The organism is Pseudomonas sp. NFACC51, assembly GCF_900103575.1.
Classification (GTDB): Bacteria; Pseudomonadota; Gammaproteobacteria; order Pseudomonadales; family Pseudomonadaceae; genus Aquipseudomonas; species Aquipseudomonas fluorescens_Q.
In genome coordinates this window covers 322,967-341,484 of sequence record NZ_FMXH01000006.1, presented here as the reverse complement: position 1 = coordinate 341,484, position 18,518 = coordinate 322,967, and the positions used below count along the sequence as shown (strand labels likewise).

At 62.0% G+C, this 18,518-nt stretch carries 14 protein-coding genes; 10 read left to right on the top strand and 4 right to left on the bottom strand.

Annotated elements, in window-relative coordinates:
• Positions 1-168 precede the first annotated feature (168 nt).
• From BLT00_RS14980 to BLT00_RS14970, 3 genes are all read right to left on the bottom strand, one after another.
• The gene (locus BLT00_RS14980; protein WP_003197435.1) at positions 169-540 is read right to left on the bottom strand and encodes a translation initiation factor Sui1; all 372 of its coding nucleotides are present in this window, start codon (positions 538-540) and stop codon (positions 169-171) included.
• 168 nt (positions 541-708) lie between these two features.
• Complete coding sequence (locus BLT00_RS14975) at positions 709-1,266, bottom strand: NUDIX hydrolase (RefSeq protein ID WP_063323109.1); 558 nt, start codon at positions 1,264-1,266, stop codon at positions 709-711.
• A gap of 3 nt (positions 1,267-1,269) precedes the next feature.
• Positions 1,270-2,337 (bottom strand): DUF2333 family protein, encoded by a 1,068-nt coding sequence (locus BLT00_RS14970; RefSeq protein WP_003197431.1) that lies wholly within the window; start codon positions 2,335-2,337, stop codon positions 1,270-1,272.
• A 284-nt stretch (positions 2,338-2,621) separates the two neighbouring features.
• On the opposite strand from BLT00_RS14970, the gene BLT00_RS14965 reads away from it, so the two are divergent.
• The 5 genes from BLT00_RS14965 (at position 2,622) to accC (ending at position 8,935) form a co-directional block, all read left to right on the top strand.
• Positions 2,622-4,292 (top strand): GGDEF domain-containing response regulator, encoded by a 1,671-nt coding sequence (locus BLT00_RS14965; RefSeq protein ID WP_092147078.1) that lies wholly within the window; start codon positions 2,622-2,624, stop codon positions 4,290-4,292.
• Between the two features lie 52 nt (positions 4,293-4,344).
• On the top strand, positions 4,345-6,291 hold the full coding sequence (locus tag BLT00_RS14960) for a methyl-accepting chemotaxis protein (protein ID WP_092147076.1): 1,947 nt from the start codon (positions 4,345-4,347) through the stop codon (positions 6,289-6,291).
• A 306-nt stretch (positions 6,292-6,597) separates the two neighbouring features.
• The gene (aroQ, locus tag BLT00_RS14955) at positions 6,598-7,050 is read left to right on the top strand and encodes a type II 3-dehydroquinate dehydratase (protein ID WP_063323112.1); all 453 of its coding nucleotides are present in this window, start codon (positions 6,598-6,600) and stop codon (positions 7,048-7,050) included.
• 47 nt (positions 7,051-7,097) lie between these two features.
• Positions 7,098-7,562: an acetyl-CoA carboxylase biotin carboxyl carrier protein gene (gene accB, locus BLT00_RS14950; protein WP_003197423.1), complete on the top strand. Its 465-nt coding sequence runs from the start codon at positions 7,098-7,100 to the stop codon at positions 7,560-7,562.
• 17 nt (positions 7,563-7,579) lie between these two features.
• Positions 7,580-8,935, top strand: a complete 1,356-nt coding sequence (accC, locus tag BLT00_RS14945) for an acetyl-CoA carboxylase biotin carboxylase subunit (protein WP_003197421.1) — start codon at positions 7,580-7,582, stop codon at positions 8,933-8,935.
• An 81-nt stretch (positions 8,936-9,016) separates the two neighbouring features.
• Here the strand turns inward: accC and BLT00_RS14940 are convergent, their stop codons facing one another.
• The gene (locus BLT00_RS14940; protein ID WP_092147074.1) at positions 9,017-12,985 is read right to left on the bottom strand and encodes a DUF6543 domain-containing protein; all 3,969 of its coding nucleotides are present in this window, start codon (positions 12,983-12,985) and stop codon (positions 9,017-9,019) included.
• Between the two features lie 193 nt (positions 12,986-13,178).
• On the opposite strand from BLT00_RS14940, the gene prmA reads away from it, so the two are divergent.
• The 5 genes from prmA (at position 13,179) to purH (ending at position 18,515) form a co-directional block, all read left to right on the top strand.
• Complete coding sequence (gene prmA / locus BLT00_RS14935) at positions 13,179-14,057, top strand: 50S ribosomal protein L11 methyltransferase (RefSeq protein WP_092147072.1); 879 nt, start codon at positions 13,179-13,181, stop codon at positions 14,055-14,057.
• 30 nt (positions 14,058-14,087) lie between these two features.
• A complete protein-coding gene (locus BLT00_RS14930; protein ID WP_092147070.1) occupies positions 14,088-15,314 on the top strand; it encodes a DUF3426 domain-containing protein in 1,227 nt (408 codons plus the stop codon).
• Between the two features lie 185 nt (positions 15,315-15,499).
• On the top strand, positions 15,500-16,507 hold the full coding sequence (gene dusB, locus BLT00_RS14925; protein ID WP_092147068.1) for a tRNA dihydrouridine synthase DusB: 1,008 nt from the start codon (positions 15,500-15,502) through the stop codon (positions 16,505-16,507).
• Positions 16,504-16,824, top strand: a complete 321-nt coding sequence (fis, locus tag BLT00_RS14920) for a DNA-binding transcriptional regulator Fis (protein ID WP_003186237.1) — start codon at positions 16,504-16,506, stop codon at positions 16,822-16,824. The genes dusB and fis overlap by 4 nt, the downstream gene beginning before the upstream one ends.
• An 83-nt stretch (positions 16,825-16,907) precedes the next feature.
• On the top strand, positions 16,908-18,515 hold the full coding sequence (gene purH, locus BLT00_RS14915; protein WP_063323116.1) for a bifunctional phosphoribosylaminoimidazolecarboxamide formyltransferase/IMP cyclohydrolase: 1,608 nt from the start codon (positions 16,908-16,910) through the stop codon (positions 18,513-18,515).
• The last annotated feature ends 3 nt before the right edge of the window (positions 18,516-18,518 follow it).

Sequence of the window (18,518 nt, the reverse complement as noted above, 5' to 3'; positions counted from 1 at the left end):
GGCTGGGGCAGTCTAGAGAGTGAAAATGACGAATTGCCTGTTAGCAAGGTAGACCCTGCTCCCAGCGATGAGTTTAGAAACCCGTTCAGAACAGGCTCTGTGAAAACCATGCGGGCGACCTCGAACGTTGGATTCGGGTCAAGCCGAGGGTGGTTTTCACAGAGGCTGCTAGCCGCCGGATTTCTTTGCCTTGAAGCCGTGCTTGACCAGTTCCGCCAGCAGCAGCTCGACGTGATCGCCCTGGATCTCGATGATGCCGTCTTTCAACGCACCACCGGTGCCACAGCGTTTCTTCAACGTGGTGGCCAGCTCCTTGAGCGCGTCTTCGGCCAACGGCACGCCAGTGATCGTGGTCACCGTCTTGCCGCCGCGACCTTTGCTTTCACGGCGCACGCGCGCTATGCCGTCACCGGCAGGGATGGCGGTCTGTTTGCAGATGCAGGCATCCACCGGCTGACGGCAATCAGGGCAATGACGACCGGCGTCGGTAGAAAATACCAGGCCGCCCAGGGCGGCGAAGGATGCGGCTTTTTTGGCCACCGGCAATCCTCTCGGGAGGACAAAGACTGGTCGAGGGGGAATGTGCCTCGACCGCGAAACCCCACTCAGGCAGGGGCAGCGCTACTGGACCGCAGACACGGTTCAGCTTGAAAAGTCGCGCAGTGTAACGGCAAAAAGCCGACTTGCTAAGGGCCAATCAGCGCCAATTTATAGCTTCTTTGCGACGCTGCCGCCATGGACCCGCAAATAGCGTTCAAGCGCCGCCAGAGAGTCCGGGCAGTAAGGCTTGCGCTGGATTTCATCAAGCACCTGTTCGAGGGGCAGGAAACGCGCTTCGAGGACTTCTTCAGGCTGCAGCACCAGCGGGCCGTCCCACACCGCCGAGAACGCCGAGCACCACAGGCGACTGCCAGGGTCTTCGAAATAAAAATGGTCGTGTGCGGTCAGTTCCACGCCGCTCACGCCCAGCTCTTCCGCCAGTTCACGGGCAGCCGATTCGGCGTAGGTCTCGTCGGCCTGGACCATGCCGCCCGCCGCCACGTCCCAGAAACCAGGGTAGATGGCCTTGCTCAGGGTGCGCCGATGAACACACAGCTCACCGGACGAATTGAACAGCATGATGTAGGTGCCGCGTCCGATCAGGCCACGCTCGCGCAGCTCTGAACGCACCAGGCTGCCGAGCAGGTTGTCCTGCTCATCGACCCACGCAATCAGCTCGGCATCCGAGGCCACTCGATGGGCGACCTCCCGGGGGCTTTCGCTCATGAATCAACCCTGGTTCAGCAGTTGCCGCAAGTCGATGACCGCTGCGTTGGCTCGGGAAATGTAGTTGGCCATGACCAGCGAGTGGTTCGCCAATACACCGAAGCCGCTGCCGTTGAGGATCATCGGGCTCCAGACCGGTTCCTGGGACGCTTCCAGTTCACGGATGATCTGCCGCACGCTGACCGTGGCGTTCTTTTTCGCCAGGACATCGGCGAAGTCCACTTCGATGGCGCGCAGCAGGTGCGACAACGCCCATGCCTGGCCACGGGCCTCATAGAACACGTTATCGATTTGCAGCCACGGGGTCTCGACCACTTCTTCATCCACCTGTGGCACCTGGCCCGGGGCCGGGACTTCGGTTTTCAGCGAGGTGTTGAGCTTGACCCGGCCAACGCTGGCCGACAGACGCTGGGACAACGAACCCAGGCGAGTGCCGACATCCCCGAGCCAGTTGTTCAGGTTGTCGGCGCGGGCGTAGAACAGTGCGCTTTTCTGGCTTGGGTCGGACAGACGCGCCTGATAGCGGCTCAGGGAATTGATGCCTTCCTGGTATTCAGATTCGCTGGAGGGCAGTACCCAACTGCGGTTGTCGAAGTTGAAGCGCGGTTCGGCCTTGGCCAGGTCGGCGTCCTCGGCGGACTGGGACTGGGAACGGGCGAAGTCCTTGCGCAGGGCACGGCTCAGGTCGCGGACCTGCACCAGCACGCCGTATTCCCAGCTCGGCATGTTGTCCATCCACAGGCCAGGTGGGAAGCGGTCGTTGGAGATGTAGCCACCCGGCTTGCTCAGCAGGGTCCCGGCCACCGTCTTGAGCGTCTCGACCGTGGTGTAGCCCACCACCATCTGCCGGCCATCTTTCTCGGCTGCGGCCTGGGCGTTCTGCTGCACAGGGAACAGCGCGGGCTCCTGGCTCCAATACCAGCCGACGGCAATGGTCACCAGCAGGTAAAGGCCGATCAGCGTCGCCAGTGCGCGGCTGAAAAAAAGCCCACCCAGGTAGCTGCGGGTGTCCGATTTCGGCTCGGCGGCACGTTCAGGCGCGCTGCCCGCGCGGTTTTTCCAGTCCAGCATGGTGATATCCCTTCAATCACTTGAGTTCTCGGTTCGACCACAACCCTACGCCATCGTGCCTGATTTGAAACGCGATAATGCGGCGCCCATCATGCCGGGCGCGACAGGGCAATCGAACAGCACTATAAAGGAAGCGTTGCCATCGGCCTACGAGACTGGTCAGTCACAAACTGAATTTCGCGACTGGACAGAATATTGACGTATGACACTCATGCAGAGGAAAAGAGGTGCTAGCATAGAGCCACCAGTCGATCTCAGCATGCACCCTAACTAGTAGTCAGGATATGACCGAGCCAGAAGACCCCAGCCGTGAGCGCCTCAAGCACCACTTTGCCCAGCGGGTAATTCATCAGGCTCGTCAGATCCTGGAGATTTGGCAGCGCCTGCAACGCAGTGAGTGGTCAAGCACCGACCTGTCGGAGCTCAGCGAAGCCAACCTGCGCCTGCTGCGCTTTGCCGAGCGCTTCGAACAGCCCGAGCACGCCCAGTTGGCCCAAGGCATCAGCCAGTCACTGCAAGCGGTGGACGCCAATCGTGGGCGCCTGAGCAGCCACCTGATCACCGAAATCAACCGCTTGATGCAGCGCTTGTCGCGTACCGGCCTGCGTCATGGCGACCAACTCGAACAAACCTTCCTGCCGCCGCTGCGCAAACCCATCTACGTGTTGCTGCAAGATCATGACCGCGCCGAGCGCCTGGCCAAGCAGTTGGAGTTCTTCGGCCTCGGCGCCCAGGCGCTGGACAGCGTCGCGGGGTTCCGCGCCTCCATGGTCGAGCGCCTGCCGGCGGCGATTGTCATGGATGTGGATTTCAGCGGACCCGGCGCGGGCCTGAAACTGGCCGCCGAAGCCCAGGAAGGCCTGGAGCAGCCGCTGCCGCTGTTGTTCTTCAGTTTGTTGGAAACCGACACGCCGACACGCCTGGCCGCGGTGCGTGCCGGTGGGCAGGAGTTTCTCACCGGCACCCTCGAAGCCTCGAGCCTGCTGGAAAAGATCGAAGTGCTGACCTGCGTTGCCCAGTACGATCCGTACAAAGTGCTGATCATCGATGACTCCCGTGCCCAGGCCATGCATACCGAACGCTTGCTCAATAGCGCCGGCATCATCACCCGCACGCTGATCGAGCCGATCCAGGCCATGGCCGAACTCGCGGACTTCCAACCCGACCTGATCATTCTCGACATGTACATGCCGGCCTGCACCGGCACGGAACTGGCCAAGGTGATACGTCACAACGACCGCTACGTCAGCGTGCCGATCATCTACCTGTCCGCCGAAGACGACCTGGACAAGCAACTCGATGCCATGAGCGAAGGTGGCGACGACTTCCTGACCAAACCGATCAAGCCCCGGCACCTGATCACCACGGTGCGCAACCGTGCCGCCCGGGCACGCAACCTCAAGGCGCGGATGGTGCGCGACAGCCTCACCGGCCTGTACAACCACACCCATATCCTGCAACTGCTCGAGGATTGCAGCTTTCGCGCTCGTCGCGAAGGCAAGCCCCTGAGCTTTGCCATGCTCGATATCGACCATTTCAAACGGGTCAATGACAGCCACGGCCACCCCATGGGCGACCGGGTGATCAAGAGCCTGGCGCTGTTTCTCAAGCAACGCCTGCGCAAGACCGACTTCATCGGCCGTTACGGCGGCGAAGAGTTCGCCATCGTCATGCCCGACACCGACATCGACGCCGCCTGCAAAGTGCTGGATGAAATTCGCCAGCGCTTTGCCGAAATCCACTATCCAGCCCAGCCCCATGATTTGTGGTGCACCTTCAGCGCCGGCGTGGTGGAGATGAGCGATGACTCCGACAGCCTGATGATGGCCAGCCAGGCGGATGAAGCGCTGTATCGCGCCAAGCATGCCGGGCGCAACCGGATACAGAGCGCCCGCCAATCAAAGCAAAGTGCCACCTTTTCATCGGAATCGACCGATTCGGTCATAAACCTGTAACGCAAACGCAATAACTTCAAGCGCTTACGATTCTGCCCCTGGTAGACACTTGATGCGCCTGAAGCTGCTGACCAATCTCAATACCCTTCTTTTAGTTACCGTGTGCCTCGGCCTCGGCGCCACGCTGTGGTGGTCGCAGATTGCCCTGGAGCGACCCTATCTGCTGATGGAGCGCTACCTGGGCCTGTCGCAACAATTCCAGGGCGAAGTGGCGCGCAACATCGAGGACTATCTGGCCAGCGGCGATGCCCTGCGCTTGAGCACCGCCACCCAGGCGCTGGAAACCCTGCAAAAAGACCTGGATCAATTTCCCCCGGAAATGGCCAAGACCCTGCGCCCGAGCCTGGCGAACCTCGACAGCTTCAGCAAGACCGATCTGCTGGCCGCCGGCAAACTGGCCGGTGATCCGCAGGCCTTGCTGCTACAGGCCGAACGAGAGTTGAGCGCCAGCCTCGATCAACTGGCCCAATACGCCAATGGCGCCCCGGCCTACTTGCCCGCGCTGTTTGCCGCGTCGCAGCACCTGGGCCGCCTATCCCTCACGCGGGACAAACTGGTCAGCAGTGGCCGCAGCGAATTGGCCGCCGACGTCGAGCGGGAACTGGCGAGCATCCGTGTGGAGGCCGAACGCCTCGACAACCTGCCACTGCTGGGCGTCACCGCCAGCAGCGAATCAGGCAGCGATGATTTCGCCGCGCTGATGGGTTTGCAAATCCAGGAAAAAACCGCCGCCGAAGATGCGGGCATCGCCCTCAAGCGCGAGCTAAACAGCCTGCTCGGTCGTTACCCGGCAGAATTGGCCCGCACCCGTGAACTGATCCAGAAACGCACCGAACTGAGCAGCGCCACGCACCTGAAAATCGCCGATGTACAACAGGCGATCGATGCCATGGAACCAGCGGTGCGCGCCCAGCATGGGCAGATTCAGGGAGAGGTTCGCTTGATCCAAGGGGTAATGATTGGCCTGATCCTGCTGATCGCCCTGCTCATCGACACCTTGCAGCGACGCCTGGCGCGGACCTTGACGCACCTGGCGCCGGCCCTGTCGACCTGGGCCGAAGGGGATTTCAGCCGTGACATCCACGTGGGCGCCAGCAACCGCGAACTGCAAGACATCGAAGCGTCGCTCAATCGCCTGCGGGCTTATCTGGTGGATCTGGTGGGCACCATTCGGGTGAACGCCGAACAGGTCGCCGGCAGCAGCCGTACCCTGGCCGAGTTGAGTGGCGAGCTGCACAGCGGCGCCGAGGATCAGGCCAGCGACACGGCGCTGATCCGCGACTCCCTCAGCGAACTGGAAGCGACGATCCAGCAGGTGGCCGGCGATGCCAGCCAGGCCGCAGACGCCAGCCGCAGCGCCGGGCATGCCGTGGAACAAGGGCAGAAGGTCATTGGCCTGAGCCTCACCGGTCTGCATGCGCTGGTGGGCGAAGTGCAAGGCAACGCGCAGATGATCGAACAACTGGCCGAGGAGTCGGCCACCATCGGTGGCGTGCTGACGGTGATTCGCTCGATTGCCGACCAGACCAACCTGCTGGCCCTCAACGCCGCCATCGAAGCGGCCCGCGCCGGGGAAATGGGCCGGGGTTTCGCGGTGGTGGCCGAGGAAGTCCGCTCCCTGGCCCAACGCACGGCCGGTGCCACCGCCGAAATCCAGACACTGATCGCCCGTCTGCAACAGGCCGCACGCCAATCGGTGGACGGCATGCGCGCCCAGGTCGAACACGCCGAAGCCACCGCCAACCAGGCGCAAGCGGCCGACGGCGCGCTGGATGAGATCGTCGGCGCCATCCAGACCATCTCCGACACGGCAGTACGCATCGCCGACGTCACCGCCCAACAAAGCGGCGCCGTCAGCGAAATCCGCGATCACAGCGAGCGGATTCACCAACTGGGCGGCGACAACCTGCTGCGCATCGGACAGGGGCGGGAACAGGGTGACAATCTGCTGGTGCTGGGCGGACGTTTGCACACCGCCGTGCAGGCCTTTCGGGTTTAGCGCCACAGACTGCATGAAGCACTATGGGGGCTTGCTCGCGATAGCGGTGGGTCAGCTTGCTTCGATGCTGGATGTGCCGCCGCCATCGCGAGCAAGCTCGCTCACATTGATTCGAGGGGCCCCTGGAATTGATGCCCCCACGGGGTGCGGTTTGCAACCGTATGACCGGATCAGAGACCATGGTCACAAATTTCGCGCAAACATCGGTCATCGTGCTGGCTATTGCAGAGAACTGGACAGTCACAAAGGCTTTGCGGCATAGTCGCCAGGTTCTGATACCTGCTCACAGATAACAAGGAACAGCAGATGGCGACCCTATTGGTCCTGCATGGACCCAACCTGAACCTGCTGGGCACCCGTGAACCGGGCGTCTATGGCGCTGTGACACTGGCCCAGATCAACCAGGACCTGGAACAGCGGGCCCGCGCCGCCGGCCATCATTTGCTCTATCTGCAAAGCAACGCCGAATATGAATTGATCGACCGTATCCATGCCGCGCGTGGCGAAGGCGTGGACTTCATTTTGATCAATCCAGCAGCTTTTACACACACAAGCGTCGCATTACGTGACGCGCTGCTGGCGGTGAGCATCCCATTCATCGAAGTGCATTTGTCTAACGTGCACAAACGCGAACCTTTCCGCCATCACTCTTACTTCTCCGATGTAGCGGTGGGAGTGATCTGCGGCCTTGGCGCCAGCGGTTACCGACTGGCCCTGGAGGCCGCTCTAGAGCAGCTTGAAAGACAGGCGACAGCTTGAAAACAAGCGTTAAACGCCCCTGACCGACCCTTGGGAGTTGATGATTCATGGATATCCGTAAAGTTAAGAAATTGATCGAATTGCTGGAAGAGTCCGGCATCGACGAGCTTGAGATCAAGGAAGGCGAAGAGTCCGTACGCATCAGCCGCCACAGCAAGACCCCGGCCCAGCAGTTCTATGCACCGGCACCGATGCATGCTCCAGCCGCCGCGCCTGCTCCAGCAGCAGCGCCGGTTGCCGCAGCCGCGCCAGCCGCACCGGCTGCGCCAGCGCTCAACGGCACTGTTGCCCGTTCGCCAATGGTGGGCACGTTCTATCGCAAGTCTTCGCCATCCTCGCCGTCCTTCGTTGAAGTCGGCCAGACCGTGAAGAAAGGCGACACCCTGTGCATCGTCGAAGCCATGAAGATGATGAACCACATCGAAGCTGAAACCAGCGGTGTGATCGAGTCCATCCTCGTCGAAGACGGCCAGCCGGTTGAGTACGACCAACCGCTGTTCACCATCGTTTGAACCGCGGAGAGCCTTTGATGACTGCGAAGTTGGAAAAAGTTCTGATCGCTAACCGCGGTGAGATCGCCCTGCGGATTCTGCGTGCCTGCAAAGAGATGGGCATCAAGACCGTCGCCGTTTACTCCAAGGCCGACAAAGAACTGATGCACCTGGGCCTGGCAGACGAATCCGTCTGCATCGGTCCGGCGTCGGCTGCGCACTCCTACCTGCACATCCCGGCGATCATCGCCGCTGCCGAAGTGACCGGCGCCACCGCCATTCACCCGGGCTACGGTTTCCTGGCGGAAAACGCCGACTTCGCCGAACAGGTCGAAAACTCCGGTTTTGCCTTCATTGGTCCGAAAGCCGACACCATCCGCCTGATGGGCGACAAGGTTTCGGCCAAACACGCCATGATCGCTGCGGGCGTGCCAACCGTTCCGGGTTCCGACGGCCCGCTGCCTGAAGACGAAGAAACCGCTTTGCGCATCGGTCGCGAAGTTGGTTATCCGGTGATCATCAAGGCCGCTGGCGGCGGCGGTGGTCGTGGCATGCGCGTGGTACACAAGGAAGAAGACCTGATTTCCTCGGCGAAACTGACCCGCTCCGAAGCGGGCGCAGCGTTTGGCAACCCGATGGTCTACCTGGAAAAATTCCTGACCAACCCACGCCACGTCGAAGTCCAGGTGCTGTCCGACGGGCAGGGCCATGCGATCCATCTGGGCGACCGCGATTGCTCGCTGCAACGTCGTCACCAGAAAGTCCTCGAAGAAGCGCCGGCACCGGGCATCGACGAGCAGGCTCGCGAGGAAGTCCTGGCGCGTTGCGTCAAGGCCTGCATCGACATCGGCTATCGCGGCGCCGGCACCTTCGAGTTCCTGTACGAGAACGGTCGTTTCTACTTCATCGAAATGAACACCCGTGTTCAGGTGGAGCACCCGGTTTCGGAAATGGTCACGGGTATCGACATCGTCAAGGAGATGCTCAGCATCGCCGCCGGCAACAAGCTGTCGTTTACCCAGGATGACGTGGTCATCCGCGGTCACGCACTGGAATGCCGGATCAACGCCGAAGACCCGAAAACCTTCATGCCAAGCCCAGGCACGGTCAAGCATTTCCATGCCCCGGGCGGCAATGGCGTTCGCGTCGATTCGCACCTGTACAGCGGTTATGCCGTTCCGCCGAACTACGATTCGTTGATCGGCAAGCTGATCACCTACGGGGCGACCCGTGACGAAGCCATGGCGCGCATGCGCAATGCGCTGGACGAAATCGTGGTCGACGGGATCAAGACCAACATCCCGCTGCACCGCGACCTCGTACGCGACGAAGGCTTCTGCAAAGGCGGCGTCAACATCCACTACCTGGAACACAAGCTGGGCAACCAGCACTGATATTCCAAGTGGTGTGAAAAGACCCCGGTCCATTGGCCGGGGTCTTTTTTTGCCTGTTCTTCAAGATGACAATCCAGTGGATCAGCTCAGCGCCACCGTAGGGAACGCGTGGGCTTCGATCTGCGCCGCAGTCGCTGGCCGCCCCTGCGGGGTGAGCACGGCACCACTGGCATTGGCCACCAGCGGCTCGCTGCGCACGCGCGTCATGAACCCACGAGCCCGCACCGACACCGGATCAGAACCCTGTTTCGCCCTCGCCAGCACCGGTATGTAGTAGCGTTCGACCTGGGTGCGGGACGTCTTGAAAACCGACGTCACGCCATTGCGCAAATCCAGCGATACACCGTAGGTGTTGCCGAAGCAGGACGAATACGACCAGTGATCCCAGGTGGGCCGCAGCCCCTGGCGCCGCATCGCCGACCTGACCCGCCCGCCGATGTCCGCCCCCGTCAACCAGTCGCCACCCACCAGGGTCGAACGAATATCCTTTGCGCTGGCTCCCAGGCGTTGCGTCACGTCCCGGAGGCTGCGCTCGATCAGCGCGCGGATATTGTGATCGAAATGGATAACCGCCCCTGTCTTGGTGGCCGGGTTATACAACGACGCGATCACGCATGTCTGCGCGTTCAGGGAGAACAGATAGTTGTCCGCCGCGGCCTCGCTGAACCTTGCCACCACAGCCTCGCCCTGCAACGCCCCCCTTGATACGTCCGGGAAGACATGGGCGGGAAACGCCTCCCGTAGATCGCTCACTCGGCCGAGGACAAGCACTTGATCATTGCCTCCTTTCAAGCCGACGTCGTTGTGTACCCACTTGCCCTTCCCCACCCTGCGGATAGGCAGGTTGTACAAGGCACCGGGGCGACTGGCATCCACCAGGCACAAACCGCCAAAGTGAGGATCCTCCTTCACCTGGTAGTACTTGCCTTTACTGCGGATGTAATAAGTAGTGTGTGGCTGCGATGCGCTGGACGGGCTGCGATAGGTGCCCTGGAAGATACTTTCCCCGGTTACCAGCTCCAGATTCTCAGGCGCTTTGCCAACTGCCTGTTTCGGCTTGAAATGTATGGGCTGGATGACTGGCCCGGTCTCTTTGGCAATCAGCGGCGTCACGCGTCTCAAGCGCTGCTCGGACAGTGACACAGGCTTCACGACAAGCTTCAGGCTCCTGGCTGCCCGCCCCAGTAGCGGAGCAAGGGTCCCGCCCCCCAAGGCTGCGAACAACAGGCCCCAGGAAGCCATCAACCAGTGGCCCAACGCACGATCCGTGTCGCCCTGCCCATGCGCCTCGGCGGCCTGTTTGACGCTGACGGCAATGAAGGCGACATCCAGCAGCAAGGCGAAGGGCGGATAAACCAGGCACACGGGAGCCGATGCAAACAGCAGCCCCTTGATGACCTGCCGCCTGATCACCTCGGCGCGACTCTTGGTGACGTCTTCCACATCGCTGATGGCGCGCTCGATGTAGGCATCGAACTCCGCCTGGATATCGTTCACTCGATTGAACTCGCGCAATGTGTCGACGCCAATGCTCGTCGCCGCCAGCGCCGCCAATGAACGCCTGACGGCCGCGCGGGCACCGAGGGCAACCCGTTCCAGCACATAGTCATGCAAGCGCGTGGCGACCGCCCCGGAAAAGTCCTGGTACCGGCGAAACGTGACTCCGTCCGGAGCATCGGGCGTGTACAGCCAATAGGCGCCCTTCGGGTCGAAGTAGGCAAAGACATAGGCGCCCATCACGATATGGCCGCCGATGGAAAACCTGATCACTCCTTCGCGCTGCACGACGCTCCCCGAATACACCGGACCGGACACCGACACCGACTCACCCAGAAGGGTGACTTGCCGGGTGAGCCACCAGAACTCACTGGCACCCAACTGGGATTTGCCCGTTGCGACACGCAGGTCACGGTCCATCCGGGTCAACAGCAGGTTGCGGTAGGCATTGCGCCGCTGGGCGTATTCCGGGGCACGGGCATCGAGAAACCTGCGGCGGACCTGTCGCGCATATTGCTCACCCAGGTATGCCCGCCGGATATAGGACGCAAGCTCCGCACTGCGGACCTGCCCCAGGTCCTGCCCCACCGACGAGCGCACACCTTTTCTGGGATTGTCGATACCCGAGTTGTCGTCATACCCGTGGATGGCAAGCTCCAGCAGGCTGGCGACTTTGGTCTTGCCGTCTGCCAAGCCCGGGTTGTAGTCGATGAGCACCGTCGCAGGATCGACCGGTGCCTGCACGCCCTTGCTGCGCATGTAAGGCGCAATCGCCTGCGTGACGATACGCTTGGCGAAATCCACGAAGACTTCGTAACCCACCAACTGCTGATTGAACACCTGCTGATGGACCTCCAGCTCCTGACTCAAGGTGCTGATGTTTCGCCGCGCATCGAGCGGCAGGGCGGCGTACCAGCGAGGCGCTTCGTCCAGTTCCACTTGCGCCAGGTTGTTGTCCAGGCCCCTTGCTACGATGTCTTCAAGGCATGCCCTGAAACCTTCCACCGCGCCCCTGGGATCCTGGCTTGAATCCCATGTCGCCGGCTTGTCTGCCACGCGGGTAAAGTACTCCCGGGCCACGCTTCGGTCCGCTGGAGAAATCCGTTGCAGCAGGTACTCGCGGCCGGCTTCGCTGCGGGTCCAGGCACCTATCTCCACACTCACGGCCCAAAGCGAGGGCAATTCGATCCACTCCTGGCCATCCGGCTTGTCGGGGGCGTACAGCAGCAGGTCGCCTTGCAGGTCCTGGCGATGGAACAGGAGAAAGTCGGCACACTTCAACGCGTTTGGAAGTACCAGGCAACTGACCCGTAGAACGCCGACGGACGATGCCGAAGCCTCGCCCTCCCATAGCGCCTTGACGGCCTCATGGTTGGCCACCGTCAAGTGACCCGCACAGCGGGCAATGAACGCACTTTGCTGCAAGCGTGCCGTGAACCAATCGAGCATGGCGTCTTTCAGATCCCCTCGGCCATACCGCTCGACCAATGCCTGCCGGTACCCGGCCGGGGCATCGAGCTCTGCCAGCATTTGGCTGATGAACGCCGGGGAAAGCGGCTGGTTACGCAGCATGGCGCCGTTTTCCACCAGGAACACCGACACGGCGTCCGGCCTGACTGGACCGGCCGCCAGCAGCTCGCTCAGGCTGCGGGTTTGCACCGGCTGCCCCATTACACTTCGCCATTGCAACTGCACTCGAATGCTGTCCGGCTCGACCTCCATGTCCCGTTCACGTCGGACATAGTCCTTGGCCAGGTGCCGGGCAAAAGCCTGCAGCGAAGCCAGGCCATCGAGCAGCCCATCCAGCAACGCCTGGGCCTGGGTAGTCTGGTCCTGGAAAGCCTTCAGCTTTTTACGATCAACTTCGCCTAGCCCTCGCAACCAATCAGGCAACTGCAAACGCGCGATGGCCTCGAGGTCTTGACGCTCCTGCGTCGTCGCCAATGCGGTCAATTGACTCATCTGCCGCCAGCGGTGCTGGAGCGCTTCGATTTTCTCCCTGAGCTCATCGCCCCCCTGGCCCTCCAGCGGACCAGGCTGGAACAGCAGCTCAACTGCAGCCATGTGCTCATCGAGCTTGTGCCCGAGCAGCGCTTCAAGCGAGGCGTCGCGCTCCGCCATTCGCCAATGACGTCGCAAATAGTCTTTGTAGTGATAAATAAAACCCGAGGCGACACTCTCCACCGCCTGGACGATAACCGCCTGGCGCTCAGTCGGGAAACCCAGGTCAGCCCCGTCCGGCCAGCGATAGGGCGCATCCTGCTCTTCATCGCTAACCAGTGGTTTCTGATCGATCATGCGCTGCAACACCGTGTCGAGCAGGGTGTCAATGAAGTGAGGATCGATGTTGCCTTGGTGATAATGGGTGCGCAGCTCGACCAGCAGGTACTCCTCCAGTACCTCCAGCAAGCTCATCTGGGTTTGCAGTCGCGCGTCGATAGCCACCTGCCAACGCGTCAATCTCTCCAGGGTCATTTGTACAGTCGCCGCCTGCGGGGAAGAGACCGACCCCGTGCGCGCCATGTTGCTTTGCCGTTCGGCAGTGATGTCCATACACATTCCTCCCTGCTGTGTGGACCGGCACCTTATCCGCCCGGCGATACGCCCATGGCATACATATATATATCGAAACACCCACCCGGATGGCGCGAGACTCGCTTATCCACTTTGGCGGCGACCTGGCGTACACTGCGCGCCTTTGCAGCCCTGCGCTGCCCCCTGTAGATTTTTTCCAAAGGTGCCCGCCATGCCTTGGCTGCAAGTACGTCTGGCCATCAGCCCGGAACAAGCCGAAACCTACGAAGACGCGTTTCTTGAAGTAGGCGCCGTATCGGTAACCTTCATGGACGCCGAAGACCAGCCGATCTTCGAGCCGGAGCTCAACACCACCCCGCTGTGGTCCCACACCCACCTGCTGGCCCTGTTCGAAGGCGGCACCGAGGCGGCCAGCGTGCTGGCCCACCTCGAGCTGCTGACCGGCAGCCCGCTGCCCGAACATCACAGCGAAGTGATCGAGGACCAGGACTGGGAACGCAGCTGGATGGACAATTTCCAGCCGATGCGTTTCGGCCAGCGCCTGTGGATCGTCCCGAGCTGGCACGCCGCGCCAGAGCCGGACGCAGTCAACCTGCTGCTGGATCCGGGCCTGGCGTTCGGCACCGGCACCCACCCGACCACCGCACTGTGCCTGGAATGGCTCGACGGCCAGGACCTGAAGGGCTGCAACGTACTCGACTTCGGCTGCGGTTCGGGGATCCTGGCGATTGCCGCGCTGCTGTTGGGCGCCAGGGAAGCGGTAGGCACCGACATCGACGTCCAGGCCCTGGAAGCGTCCCGCGACAACGCCGGGCGAAACAACATTGCCGAAGCATCGTTCCCGCTGTACTTGCCGCAGGACTTGCCACAGGTCCAGGCCGACGTCCTGGTGGCCAACATCCTCGCCGGCCCGCTGGTGTCCCTGGCGCCGCAACTGTCGAGCCTGGTCAAGCCGGGCGGACGCCTGGCACTGTCAGGCATCTTGGCCGAACAGGGTGAAGAAGTCGCCGCCGCTTATGCCGCGGACTTTGACCTGGACCCGATCGCCAATCGCGATGGCTGGGTGCGCATCACCGGACGTCGGCGCTAGAATGACCGCCTGTATCCACCGGATTGCCGCATGACTGACAGTTTCGTCACCCAGTGCCCGCATTGCCATACCCGTTTTCGCGTCAGCCATGCTCAATTGAGCGTGGCCCGCGGGGTGGTTCGTTGCGGCTCGTGCCTGCAAGTGTTCAATGCCGCACGACAGTTGCTGGAACAACGCACTGCCAAACAAGCGGCGCCTGCCGTCGTGCCGACCTCCAAGCCGGCGGTCGAAGCCCCGCCCCGGGCGATCAGCCAGAAACAATGGAGCGCTGCCGAGCTGGATCTGGATGATCTGGACAAGGAACTGGCGCGCCTGGAGCGGCGCGACAATCGCGCGCCAGGAAATACCGGCCGGCGCCGGGAAGACAACCTCAGCGCGCAACGCGACTCGCTCTCCAGCGAACAGCAAGCCTGGCCCGACAGCCTGTACAGCGAATCTTCCAGCGAGCGCGCCGAAGCCGTCCTCCAGGACACCATCGAACCGTTCGAACCCCACGAACCGGCCCGGCCACCGCGCACCGAGCCGTCGCTATCCCTGGCCCTTGAACCACTGGAACCGGACGACGAGCCTGTCGCCCCTCTCCACCTGGCGCCGGACGACGAGCCCGACGAACACCTCGAGCGCCTGTCCGCCACCGACGACCACGACGACGAACCCGAGCAGTTGGCACCGTTGCGCAAGTCACGGGAACGCCAGGAGCCGGGGATACGCGCCGAAGCCCTCCACGACCTGGACGACGACCCGTTGCAACTGGACTGGCGCAAACGCCGCTCGCCCTGGGGCCGACGCTTGTTGTGGGGCCTGCTGATACTGCTCGCCAGCGCGGCCCTGGGCGGCCAGTACATCGCCTACCATTTCGAAGAACTGGCCCGCCAGGACCAGTACCGGCCGTGGTTCCTGCAAATCTGTCCGACCATCGGCTGCGAAGTACCGTCCAAGGTCGACATCGCCAAGATCAAGAGCAGCAACCTGGTGGTGCGCAGCCATCCGGAGTTCAGCGGTGCCCTGGTGGTGGACGCGATCATCTACAACCGTGCGCCCTTCTCCCAACCTTTTCCGTTGCTGGAACTGCGCTTTGCCGACCTCAACGGACACCTGATCGCCAGCCGTCGCTTCAAGCCCGGCGAGTACCTGGGTGGCGACCTCGAGGACCGCGGCGAAATGCCGCCCCAGACGCCCATTCACATCGCGCTGGATATCCTGGACCCTGGCCCCAAAGCGGTGAACTACAGTCTGAGCTTCCATTCCCCGGAATGAAGCCGGCCAGGGTCGGCCAATTGACGGCAACTTTCTGACTGACCCTACCCAGACCAAACCGCTGGCGATAACAAAATAGCTGTTCAGATTTTATCCAATTCGATCTTTATCCAGTCATCGAGAGCGGGTATCATGCCAACCCTTTTTCGAAGTCTCATGATCCGACCCCACTTCAGGGAAGTCCTATGTCGGCGGTACGCATCGGCCCATATACATTGCAGAACGGCCTGATTCTCGCCCCTATGGCGGGGGTCACCGACCAGCCCTTTCGTCAGCTGTGCAAGCGACTGGGTGCAGGATTGGTGGTTTCGGAAATGGTCACCAGCGACATGAGTTTGTGGAACACCCGCAAATCGCGTCTGCGCATGATCCACGAAGGTGATCCCGAGCCCCGCTCGGTACAGATCGCCGGTGGCGACGCACAGATGCTGGCGGAAGCGGCCCGGGCGAACGTCGAGCTGGGGGCGCAGATCATCGACATCAACATGGGTTGCCCGGCAAAAAAAGTCTGCAACAAGGCCGCAGGCTCGGCACTGTTGAAAGATGAAGCACTGGTCACCGAGATCCTGCAGGCGGTCGTCGCCGCGGTCGATGTGCCGGTGACCCTGAAGATCCGCACCGGGTGGGACCGGGAGAACAAGAATGGCCTGGTGGTGGCGAAGATCGCCGAACAGGCGGGCATCACGGCGCTGGCGGTCCACGGCCGCACCCGTGCCGACCTGTACACCGGCGACGCCGAGTACGACACCATCGCCGCGATCAAGCAGGCGGTGTCGATTCCGGTGTTTGCCAATGGCGACATCGATTCGCCCGAGAAGGCCCGGTACGTGCTCGACGCGACCGGTGCCGATGGCCTGTTGATCGGCCGGGCCGCCCAGGGGCGGCCATGGATTTTTCGTGAGATCGAACACTTCCTGCGCACGGGCGAAAAGCTCGCGGCGCCGCAGTTGTCCGAGGTGGAACGTATTCTGCTAGAGCATCTGGCCGCGCTACATGCCTTCTACGGAGAAGTCATGGGCGTACGCATCGCTCGCAAGCATGTGGGCTGGTATCTCGCAACCCTGCCGGGCGCCAGGGAGTTTCGCGCCCGTTTCAATCGTTTGGATGGTACGCAAGCACAATGCGCCGACGTTCAGGCGTTCTTCGCTGAGCGTTACAAGAGCCTGACAGGGGACGAAGGGGTGGCCGCATGACGATGATGACCGAGACTTTAGTGAGTGGAACAACACCCGTGAGCGACAACGTGAATTTGAAACAGCACCTCAATACGCCCAGCGAAGAAGGCCAGACCCTTCGCGGGAGTGTCGAGAAGGCGCTGCACAATTATTTCGCCCACCTTGAGGGCGCTGCCGTCACGGATGTGTACAACCTGGTGCTTTCCGAAGTCGAGGCGCCTCTGCTCGAAAGCGTGATGAACTACGTCAAGGGCAACCAGACCAAAGCCAGTGAGCTGCTGGGCCTGAACCGCGGCACCCTGCGCAAGAAACTCAAGCAGTACGATCTGCTGTAAGCATTCAATCAAACCAGAAAGGCGCCCGCGTAAAAAACGGTCGCCTTTTTTGCTGACTTCCCTTGCTTTTGATGGAAATTGAAATGACCGACCAGACCACCCGCCTGCCGATCCGCCGCGCCTTGATCAGCGTCTCCGACAAGACCGGGATCCTCGAATTCGCCCGCGAGCTGCAACAGCTGGGCGTCGAGATTCTCTCCACCGGCGGGACCTTCAAGCTGCTGCAGGACAACGGCGTCGCCGCAGTGGAAGTCGCGGACTACACCGGTTTTGCAGAAATGATGGACGGTCGGGTCAAGACCCTGCACCCGAAAATCCACGGCGGGATCCTGGGCCGTCGCGGCATCGACGACGCCATCATGAACGAACACGGCATCAAGCCGATCGACCTGGTAGCGGTCAACCTCTACCCGTTCGAAGCCACCATCAACAAGCCCGGCTGCGACCTGCCAACTGCCATCGAGAACATCGACATCGGCGGCCCGACCATGGTCCGCTCGGCGGCCAAGAACCACAAGGACGTGGCCATCGTGGTCAACGCCAGCGACTACGCCAGCGTGCTGGAAAACCTCAAGGCCGGCGGCCTGACCTACGCCCAGCGTTTCGACCTGATGCTCAAGGCCTTCGAACACACCGCCGCCTACGACGGCATGATCGCCAACTACATGGGCACCGTGAACCAGGCCGCTGAAACCCTGTCGACCGAAGGCCGCAGCGAATTCCCGCGCACCTTCAACACCCAGTTCGTCAAGGCCCAGGAAATGCGCTACGGCGAGAACCCGCACCAGAGCGCGGCGTTCTACGTGGAAGCCAAGCCTGCCGAAGTCGGCATTGCCACCGCCACCCAGTTGCAGGGCAAGGAACTGTCGTTCAACAACGTGGCCGACACCGACGCCGCGCTGGAATGCGTGAAGAGCTTCGTCAAGCCCGCCTGCGTGATCGTCAAGCACGCCAACCCGTGCGGCGTGGCGGTGAGCCCGGACGCCGAGGGCGGCATCCGCCAGGCCTACGAACTGGCCTACGCCACCGACACCGAATCGGCCTTCGGCGGCATCATCGCCTTCAACCGTGAGCTGGACGCCGCGACCGCCAAGGCCATCGTCGAGCGCCAGTTCGTCGAAGTGATCATCGCCCCTTCGGTCACTGAAGAAGCCCGCGCCATCGTTGCCGCCAAGGCCAACGTTCGCCTGCTGGCCTGCGGCCAATGGTCGGCCGACCGTGTGCCGGCCTGGGACTACAAGCGCGTCAATGGCGGCCTGCTGGTCCAGAGCCGCGACATTGGCATGATCGGCAGCGAAGACCTGAAAGTAGTGACCAAGCGCGCCCCGAGCGAGCAGGAAATCAACGACCTGATCTTCGCCTGGAAAGTCGCCAAGTACGTAAAATCCAACGCCATCGTCTACGCCAAGAACCGCCAGACCATCGGTGTCGGCGCCGGCCAGATGAGCCGCGTGAACTCGGCCCGCATCGCCGCCATCAAGGCTGAGCACGCCGGCTTGCAGGTACAAGGCGCAGTCATGGCCTCCGATGCGTTCTTCCCGTTCCGCGACGGCATCGACAACGCGGCCAAGGTCGGCATCACCGCCGTGATCCAGCCGGGTGGTTCGATGCGTGACAACGAAGTGATCGCCGCTGCTGATGAGGCAGGGATTGCGATGGTATTCACCGGCATGCGCCACTTCCGTCACTAATTT

What these genes read in the sequence shown, in the direction of transcription:
- prmA (WP_092147072.1), top strand. Translation starts at nt 13,179, where the DNA reads ATGCCTTGGCTGCAAGTACGTCTGGCCATCAGCCCGGAACAAGCCGAA.
- BLT00_RS14930 (WP_092147070.1), top strand. Translation starts at nt 14,088, where the DNA reads ATGACTGACAGTTTCGTCACCCAGTGCCCGCATTGCCATACCCGTTTT.
- BLT00_RS14975 (WP_063323109.1), bottom strand. Translation starts at nt 1,266, where the DNA reads ATGAGCGAAAGCCCCCGGGAGGTCGCCCATCGAGTGGCCTCGGATGCC.
- BLT00_RS14940 (WP_092147074.1), bottom strand. Translation starts at nt 12,985, where the DNA reads ATGGACATCACTGCCGAACGGCAAAGCAACATGGCGCGCACGGGGTCG.
- purH (WP_063323116.1), top strand. Translation starts at nt 16,908, where the DNA reads ATGACCGACCAGACCACCCGCCTGCCGATCCGCCGCGCCTTGATCAGC.
- BLT00_RS14965 (WP_092147078.1), top strand. Translation starts at nt 2,622, where the DNA reads ATGACCGAGCCAGAAGACCCCAGCCGTGAGCGCCTCAAGCACCACTTT.
- BLT00_RS14960 (WP_092147076.1), top strand. Translation starts at nt 4,345, where the DNA reads ATGCGCCTGAAGCTGCTGACCAATCTCAATACCCTTCTTTTAGTTACC.
- accB (WP_003197423.1), top strand. Translation starts at nt 7,098, where the DNA reads ATGGATATCCGTAAAGTTAAGAAATTGATCGAATTGCTGGAAGAGTCC.
- accC (WP_003197421.1), top strand. Translation starts at nt 7,580, where the DNA reads ATGACTGCGAAGTTGGAAAAAGTTCTGATCGCTAACCGCGGTGAGATC.
- fis (WP_003186237.1), top strand. Translation starts at nt 16,504, where the DNA reads ATGACGATGATGACCGAGACTTTAGTGAGTGGAACAACACCCGTGAGC.
- dusB (WP_092147068.1), top strand. Translation starts at nt 15,500, where the DNA reads ATGTCGGCGGTACGCATCGGCCCATATACATTGCAGAACGGCCTGATT.
- aroQ (WP_063323112.1), top strand. Translation starts at nt 6,598, where the DNA reads ATGGCGACCCTATTGGTCCTGCATGGACCCAACCTGAACCTGCTGGGC.
- BLT00_RS14970 (WP_003197431.1), bottom strand. Translation starts at nt 2,337, where the DNA reads ATGCTGGACTGGAAAAACCGCGCGGGCAGCGCGCCTGAACGTGCCGCC.